The organism is Pseudomonas sp. P4_D7 (genome assembly GCF_056401755.1).
In genome coordinates this window covers 1-7,490 of record NZ_JBFUIR010000089.1, presented here as the reverse complement: position 1 = coordinate 7,490, position 7,490 = coordinate 1, and the positions used below count along the sequence as shown (strand labels likewise).

The 7,490-nt window shown below is 58.5% G+C and carries 7 protein-coding genes; 5 read left to right on the top strand and 2 right to left on the bottom strand.

Annotated elements, in window-relative coordinates; translation table 11 throughout:
* The coding region (locus AC1DVF_RS28020) for an alpha/beta fold hydrolase (RefSeq protein WP_477783509.1) at positions 1-635 on the bottom strand (635 nt) is incomplete at its 3' end.
* 199 nt (positions 636-834) lie between these two features.
* Here AC1DVF_RS28020 and fadD2 point away from each other — a divergent pair.
* Complete coding sequence (gene fadD2, locus AC1DVF_RS28015; protein ID WP_477783508.1) at positions 835-2,523, top strand: long-chain-fatty-acid--CoA ligase FadD2; 1,689 nt, start codon at positions 835-837, stop codon at positions 2,521-2,523.
* A gap of 369 nt (positions 2,524-2,892) precedes the next feature.
* Positions 2,893-4,590 (top strand): long-chain-fatty-acid--CoA ligase FadD1, encoded by a 1,698-nt coding sequence (gene fadD1 / locus AC1DVF_RS28010; RefSeq protein ID WP_477783507.1) that lies wholly within the window; start codon positions 2,893-2,895, stop codon positions 4,588-4,590.
* 442 nt (positions 4,591-5,032) lie between these two features.
* On the opposite strand, the gene AC1DVF_RS28005 is transcribed toward fadD1, so the two are convergent.
* Positions 5,033-5,410: a hypothetical protein gene (locus tag AC1DVF_RS28005; RefSeq protein WP_007917843.1), complete on the bottom strand. Its 378-nt coding sequence runs from the start codon at positions 5,408-5,410 to the stop codon at positions 5,033-5,035.
* A 197-nt stretch (positions 5,411-5,607) separates the two neighbouring features.
* Between AC1DVF_RS28005 and AC1DVF_RS28000 the strand changes: the two genes are divergently transcribed.
* The 3 genes from AC1DVF_RS28000 (at position 5,608) to def (ending at position 7,456) form a co-directional block, all read left to right on the top strand.
* Positions 5,608-5,799, top strand: coding sequence for a CsbD family protein (locus AC1DVF_RS28000; protein WP_027612573.1), 192 nt, complete (start codon positions 5,608-5,610; stop codon positions 5,797-5,799).
* A gap of 164 nt (positions 5,800-5,963) precedes the next feature.
* Positions 5,964-6,914: a YihY/virulence factor BrkB family protein gene (locus tag AC1DVF_RS27995; protein ID WP_007917840.1), complete on the top strand. Its 951-nt coding sequence runs from the start codon at positions 5,964-5,966 to the stop codon at positions 6,912-6,914.
* A gap of 2 nt (positions 6,915-6,916) precedes the next feature.
* Complete coding sequence (def, locus tag AC1DVF_RS27990; RefSeq protein WP_093430454.1) at positions 6,917-7,456, top strand: peptide deformylase; 540 nt, start codon at positions 6,917-6,919, stop codon at positions 7,454-7,456.
* The last annotated feature ends 34 nt before the right edge of the window (positions 7,457-7,490 follow it).

Genomic DNA, 7,490 nt, shown 5'->3' with positions numbered 1-7,490 from the left:
GTGCAGCGAAAGCCACACAGTGGGTCGTTGGCGTACAGGTCGACCTCGGCCGGGTCGCGGCTCAGCCAGTCGAACGGTGTGCGCGCCGGTTTGAACTTGTTATTGAACGAGCCGAACGACAGCCACTCGATCAGSGCACTGCGACCCTTGCCACCCTGACGCAGTTTTTCCAGGCGAGCGATCTGCCGCGCAGCGCGGTACAGCGCAACGGGCTGAAAGTTGGAACCACTGAGAATCGCTCCATGCAGGCTGGCGCTGTGATGCAGCAAATAACCTTGGGCGATATAGCTGCCCATGCTGTGTCCCAGCAGGATGATCGGCACGCCGGGGTGCTGCTGGCCGATGTGCTGATTGAGGCTGGCCAGATCGCCGAGCACTTTGCACCAGCCGTCGTTATCGGCGAAGTGGCCGAGGGTACCGTGATTGGCGGTTTTGCCATGTCCGCGCAAATCCGGCGCGTACACGCCATATCCTTTGTCGCAAAACGTGTCGGCCAGTCGCGCGTAGCGGCCGCTGTGTTCGGCCATGCCATGGGCCAGCAGGATTACCGCTTTCAACGGCGCCGCCGGCAGCCATTGATTGACGAACAGGCGGCTGCGGTCACTCGCGTCCAGCCATAGGGTGTCGTGGATCATGGCGATTCCTTTGCTCAGAGTCGGATCATTGTATAGCGCGTCTGATCAGCTCACGCCACGGCAGGAAGATTCACACGATCAATGACGGCTTTGGCCATATTTGCCTCAATGGCCATAACTGCTAGTGTCCGTGAAGCTCCGCTTTTTCAGAAATGACAGAAAGCGGCCCGGATCGGCTCAGGTAAAGAGGACAAGAACAATGCAACCTGATTTCTGGAACGACAAACGCCCGGCCGGCGTACCGCTGGACATCGACATGGGCGAGTTCAAGTCGGTGATCGAGGTGTTCGAGCGTTCCTGCAAGAAGTTCGCTGATCGCCCGGCGTTCAGCAATATGGGGATCACCCTGACTTACGCTGAACTTGAGCGGCAGAGCGCCGCCTTCGCCGGTTACCTGCAGGCGCATACCGATCTGGCTCCGGGGGATCGCATCGCCGTGCAGATGCCCAACATCCTGCATTACCCGATTGCCGTGTTCGGTGCACTGCGTGCCGGGCTGATCGTGGTCAACACCAATCCGCTGTATACCGCACGGGAGATGCGCCACCAGTTCAAGGATTCCGGCGCGCGGGCGCTGGTGTACCTGAACATGTTCGGCCAGAAGGTCCAGGAAGTGCTGGCCGATACCGACATTCAGTACCTGATCGAAGCGAAGATGGGCGACCTGATGCCCAGCGCCAAGGGCTGGCTGGTCAACACCGTGGTCAGCAAAGTGAAGAAAATGGTCCCGGCGTATTCGTTGCCGCAGGCGATCTCCTTCAAAAGCGCACTGCGCATGGGGCGCGGCCTGGGGATCAAGCCGCTGAAGGTCAGCCTCGACGACATCGCCGTGCTGCAATACACCGGTGGCACCACCGGGCTGGCGAAAGGTGCGATGCTCACCCATGGCAATCTGGTGGCGAACATGCAGCAAGTGCGCGCCTGCCTGGCGCAGCTCGGCCCGGACGGTCAGCCGCTGCTGCGCGAAGGCCAGGAAGTGATGATCGCGCCGCTGCCGCTGTATCACATCTATGCCTTCACCGCGAACTGCATGTGCATGATGGTTTCCGGCAACCACAACGTGCTGATCAGCAACCCGCGCGATATTGCCGGCTTCATCAAGGAGCTGAAGAACTGGCGCTTCTCCGCGCTGTTGGGCCTGAACACCTTGTTCGTGGCGCTGATGGATCACCCGGATTTCAAGACCCTCGATTTCTCCAGCCTGAAGCTCACCAACTCCGGCGGCACCGCGCTGGTCAAAGCCACCGCCGAGCGCTGGGAACAGATGACCGGTTGCCGCATCACCGAGGGTTACGGCCTGACCGAAACCTCACCAGTGGCCTGCACCAACCCGTACGGCGACCAGTCGCGGCTGGGCACGGTCGGCTTGCCGGTGCCGGGCACGTTGCTCAAAGTCATCAACGATGACGGTGTCGAACAGCCGATGGGCGAGCGCGGCGAGTTGTGCATCAAGGGCCCGCAGATCATGAAAGGTTATTGGCACAAGCCTGAAGCCACTGCTGAAGTGCTGGATGCCGAGGGCTGGTTCAAGTCCGGTGACATCGCGGTGATCGATCCGGACGGTTTCGTGCGCATCGTCGATCGCAAGAAGGACATGATCATCGTCTCCGGTTTCAACGTTTATCCGAATGAAATCGAAGATGTGGTCATGGCCCATCCGAAAGTGGCCAACTGCGCGGTGATCGGCGTACCGGACGAGCGTTCGGGCGAGGCGGTGAAGCTGTTTGTGGTGGCGCGGGAAACCGGGGTCAGCCTCGAAGAGCTCAAGGCCTACTGCAAAGAGAATTTCACCGCGTACAAAGTGCCGAAACACATTGTGTTGCGTGAGTCATTGCCGATGACGCCTGTCGGGAAAATTCTGCGGCGTGAGTTGCGCGATATCGCGTAGCCCTTAACCGCTGCGCTTCGCGCATTCGTCGGAACGCCGCCCGGAGCAGGCTCGCTCCCACAGGGAAAGATGTGATCCTTGTGGGAGCGAGCTTGCTCGCGAATTTTTTGGCCGATGTCCCCGAAAACCGGGGCTTCAAAGGTGTTCTAGGATTTTTGCTCTAAAATGACTGCTAGGCAGTCTTGAGTCATGAATATGACTGTAGGGGCCGCTTTTGGCTCTAGTCGACCCTTGGCAAAGCTGCTACTCTCGGCGCGCTTTGTGACTTCTCGGCCTGTATAAAAGCCAGATTCACCAATACCAAACACACACCAATAATAATCGCATCAAATGCGGTGRAGAATTCGCGTTGCTGAGGAGTGGGCTTCCATGATCGAAGACTTTTGGAAGGATAAATACCCGGCTGGAATTGCTGCCGACATCAATCCGGACGAGTATCCGAACATTCAGGCAGTGTTGAAGCAATCCTGCCAACGCTTCGCCAACAAACCGGCTTTCAGCAACCTGGGCAAGACAATCACTTACGGTGAATTGTACGAATTGTCCGGTGCGTTTGCCGCGTATCTGCAACAGCATACCGATTTGCAGCCCGGCGATCGAATCGCCGTGCAACTGCCCAACGTTCTGCAGTACCCGGTGGCCGTCTTCGGTGCGATTCGCGCCGGGCTGATCGTGGTCAACACCAACCCGCTGTACACCGCGCGGGAAATGGAACACCAATTCAACGACTCCGGCGCCAAAGCCCTTGTTTGCCTGGCGAACATGGCGCATCTGGCTGAAACCGTGGTGCCGAAAACCGGCGTCAAACACGTCATCGTCACCGAAGTCGCCGACCTGCTGCCACCGATCAAGCGCCTGCTGATCAACAGTGTCATCAAGTACGTGAAGAAAATGGTCCCGGCCTATCACTTGCCCAAAGCCGTCAAGTTCAATGACGTGCTGAGCAAGGGCCAAGGCCAACCGGTGGCCGAAGCCAATCCCGACAGCGGCGACGTTGCGGTGCTGCAATACACCGGCGGCACCACCGGCGTGGCCAAAGGCGCGATGCTGACCCATCGCAACCTCGTCGCCAACATGCTGCAGTGCAAGGCGCTGATGGGTTCCAACCTCAACGAAGGTTGCGAGATCCTGATCACGCCGCTACCGCTGTACCACATCTATGCGTTCACCTTTCATTGCATGGCGATGATGCTGATCGGCAACCACAACATCCTCATCAGCAACCCGCGCGACCTGCCGGCGATGGTCAAGGAACTGTCGAAGTGGAAGTTCAGCGGTTTCGTCGGCCTCAACACGCTGTTCGTCGCGCTGTGCAACAACGAAGGTTTCCGCAAGCTGGATTTCTCGGCGCTGAAAGTTACGTTGTCCGGCGGCATGGCCTTGCAACTGGCCGCTGCCGAGCGCTGGAAAGCGGTCACCGGTTGCGCGATCTGCGAAGGTTACGGCATGACCGAAACCAGCCCGGTGGCCACGGTCAACCCGATCCAGAACATCCAGATCGGCACCATCGGTATTCCGGTGCCATCGACCCTGTGCAAAGTCATCGATGATGCCGGTGTCGAGCAGCCGCTGGGTGAAATCGGCGAACTGTGCGTCAAGGGCCCGCAAGTGATGAAAGGCTACTGGCAGCGTCAGGAAGCCACCGATGAAATGCTCGACAGCGAAGGCTGGCTGAAGACCGGTGACATCGCGCTGATCCAGCCGGACGGCTACATGCGCATCGTTGATCGCAAGAAAGACATGATTCTGGTCTCCGGTTTCAACGTCTACCCGAACGAACTGGAAGACGTGCTGGCGACCCTGCCGGGTGTGTTGCAGTGCGCGGCCATCGGCGTGCCGGACGAGAAGTCGGGCGAGGCTATCAAGATTTTCATCGTCGCCAAACCGGGTGTCATGCTGACCAAGGAAACCGTGATGGAGCACATGCGCGCCAACGTCACGGGTTACAAGGTGCCGCGTTCGGTGGAGTTCCGCGATGCGTTGCCGACCACCAACGTCGGCAAGATCCTGCGCCGCGAGTTGCGTGATGAAGAGCTGAAGAAGATCAAGGCCAGGTCCGCCGCCTAAAACACCAAGCCCCGCAGATGCGGGGCTTTTTGTTGGGTGCGGGGCAGGGCTTGGATTTCGCGTTGAGCCTACCCCTCACCCCAGCCCTCTCCCGAGGGAGAGGGAGCCGAACGGGGGCTGTTCAGAACCTGAGTTCGACTCGATATCTCAAGTCGGGCGTACCTTGTCCAGACACCTCGGTCAGTCCGTCGCCCAAGGAGAAAGGGAGCAGATCTTCACGCTGTTCAGAACCCGAATTCGACTCGATATCTCAGGTCGGTGCAGCTCATCCAGACACCTCGGTCAGTTCCCTCTCCCAATGGGTAAGGGAGCAGATCTTCATGCTGTTCAGAACCTGAGTTCGACTCGATATCTCAGGTCGGTGCAGCTCATCCAGACACCTCGGTCAGTTCCCTCTCCCTTGGGAGAGGGCTAGGGTGAGGGGAAGGGGGCTGCACAAATCCTACTGACGAAACGGCGCGAAATTCACGTTAGTCCCCGCCGGACGCATGTCCTGCAGATACGAATCCTTGTCCGCACTCAGTTCCAGGCTCAACGCCGCCTTGCGCTTGCCTTCGTTGCGAATCACCAGCCCCTCCAGCTTTTCACGCAGAAACACTGTCGGCACTTTCAGGTGCAGCAACTCGTCAGTCGCCGGTGTGTGCATCAGCAGGTGAATCCACTCGTACTGACCGATGGCCAGACGCGACACCGGCAGGTCGAACCACCAGATGTTGCGGTTACGGTTCAGTTCGGCGAAGTGGCAGTTGTTGGTGCCGAGCACGGCGCCGCCCAGTTCCTTGTTGCGACGGGCAATGGCCTGCGTTTTATCGAGTTTCATAACATTCCTGCGGGATCGGTTCCTGGCGCTTGACGCCCATATGTTGCGCATTCTCGGGGCTACGCACGCAAACATAAAGCCCAACCTGCACGCCGCGACGAAATGAGCCGCTGAAAATAAATGAAACTTGGCGCAAACCCGGCCAGTCAATCATTACGTACTGACTTTTCCCTCTTAATGCACCAAGGAGAAACACCATGAGTAGCACAGGCGATAAAGTAAAAGGCATGGCTAATGAAGCGGTCGGCAACGTCAAGCAAGGCGTCGGTAAAGCCACCGACAACACCAAGCTGCAAGCCGAAGGCAAACTGCAAGAGAAAAAAGGCGAGGCCCAGCAAGCGGTCGGTAAAGCCAAGGACGCCATCAAGAAAGGTGTCGACAAGGCGTAATTCAGCCTTGAACGAAATACATGAACGGCCATCCAAGGATGGCCGTTTTTGTGTCAAAAGCCTGCAGCAACCCGACGAGGTTCGCCAAACAGGCTACCGTGATGTAAAAAACGGCCCCTGAGTCGCCACGACTTCAACCTGTATTGCGGCGAAAGGAGACGCGAATGATATTTCCAGACATGAAAGGTCTGCCCCTGCACCGGGTGATGGTGCGCACGGTCACTGAATTCGTCGACGACGAGATGTCGACCTATGCCTCGGCACTGGCCTACCAGATGCTGTTCTCGCTGTTCCCGTTCATTCTGTTCCTGATCGCCCTGATCGGTTTCCTGCACCTGCCGGACTTTTTCTCCTGGCTGCGCCTGCAATCGGAACTGGTCCTGCCACCGCAGGCGCTGGAGCAGGTCAACCCGGTGATCGACCAGTTGCAGCAGTCCAAGGGTGGCCTGCTTTCCGTCGGTATTGTTATCGCCCTGTACACCGCCTCCGCTGGCGTGCGCTTGATGATGAGCGCGATGAACGCCGCGTATGACGTGGTCGAAGGCCGACCGATCTGGAAGCGTTTTCCACTGTCGATTGTCTACACCGTCGGCATTGCCGGCATGCTCCTGGTGGCCGCCGCGCTGATGGTGCTCGGGCCGCAGGTGATGGGCTGGATCGCCGCGCAGGTGGGGCTGGAAGACTTCATCGTCACCGTGTGGACCATCGCGCGTTGGCCGGTGATCGTGATTCTGATGATGGTCGCGGTGGCACTGATCTACTACGTCATGCCTGACGTCAAACAGGAATTCCGCTTCATCACCCCCGGTTCGGTATTGGCCGTGGTGGTGTGGATCATCGCCTCGTTGGGTTTCGCCTTCTACGTGAAGACCTTCGCCAACTACAACGCGATGTATGGCAGCATCGGGGCGATCATCGTGCTGTTGCTGTACTTCTACATTTCCGCTGCGGTGCTGTTGCTCGGCGCCGAGATGAATGCGGTGATCGAGCACATGTCCAGCGAGGGCAAGGATGCGGGTGAGAAAGTCCCCGGCGAACTCGATGAACATCCCAAACAACACGTCTCGGGCCTGGGCCGCGATCATTCGCTCAAGCCGGACACTGACGAAGTCTGATCATGATCCGTGAAATTCTGAAAATGGGCGACGAGCGCCTGCTGCGCATTGCCCCGCCCGTGCCGGTCGAGATGTTCGACAGCCCCGAGCTGTGGCAACTGATCGACGATATGTTCCAGACCATGGAAAGCGTCGGTGGCGTTGGCCTGGCGGCGCCGCAGATCGGTGTCGATCTGCAACTGGTGATCTTTGGTTTCGAACACAGCGAACGTTACCCGGACGCTGAAGCGGTGCCGCAGACGATCCTGATCAATCCGCTGATCACGCCGTTGAGTCCGTTGATGGAGGAGGGCTTCGAAGGGTGTCTGTCGGTGCCGGGTTTGCGTGGTGCGGTGGATCGTTATCAGCAGATTCGCTATGAAGGGTTTGATCCGAAGGGCGAGCCGATTGTGCGTATCGCGTCAGGTTTCCACGCCCGCGTTGTGCAGCACGAATGCGATCACCTGATCGGCCGGTTGTACCCGTCGCGGATCACCGATTTCAGCAAGTTCGGTTTTACCGAAGTGATGTTCCCGGATCTTGATCCCACGGCTGACGATTGATCCCCGAGAACACCACGCCCCCTGTAGGAGTGAG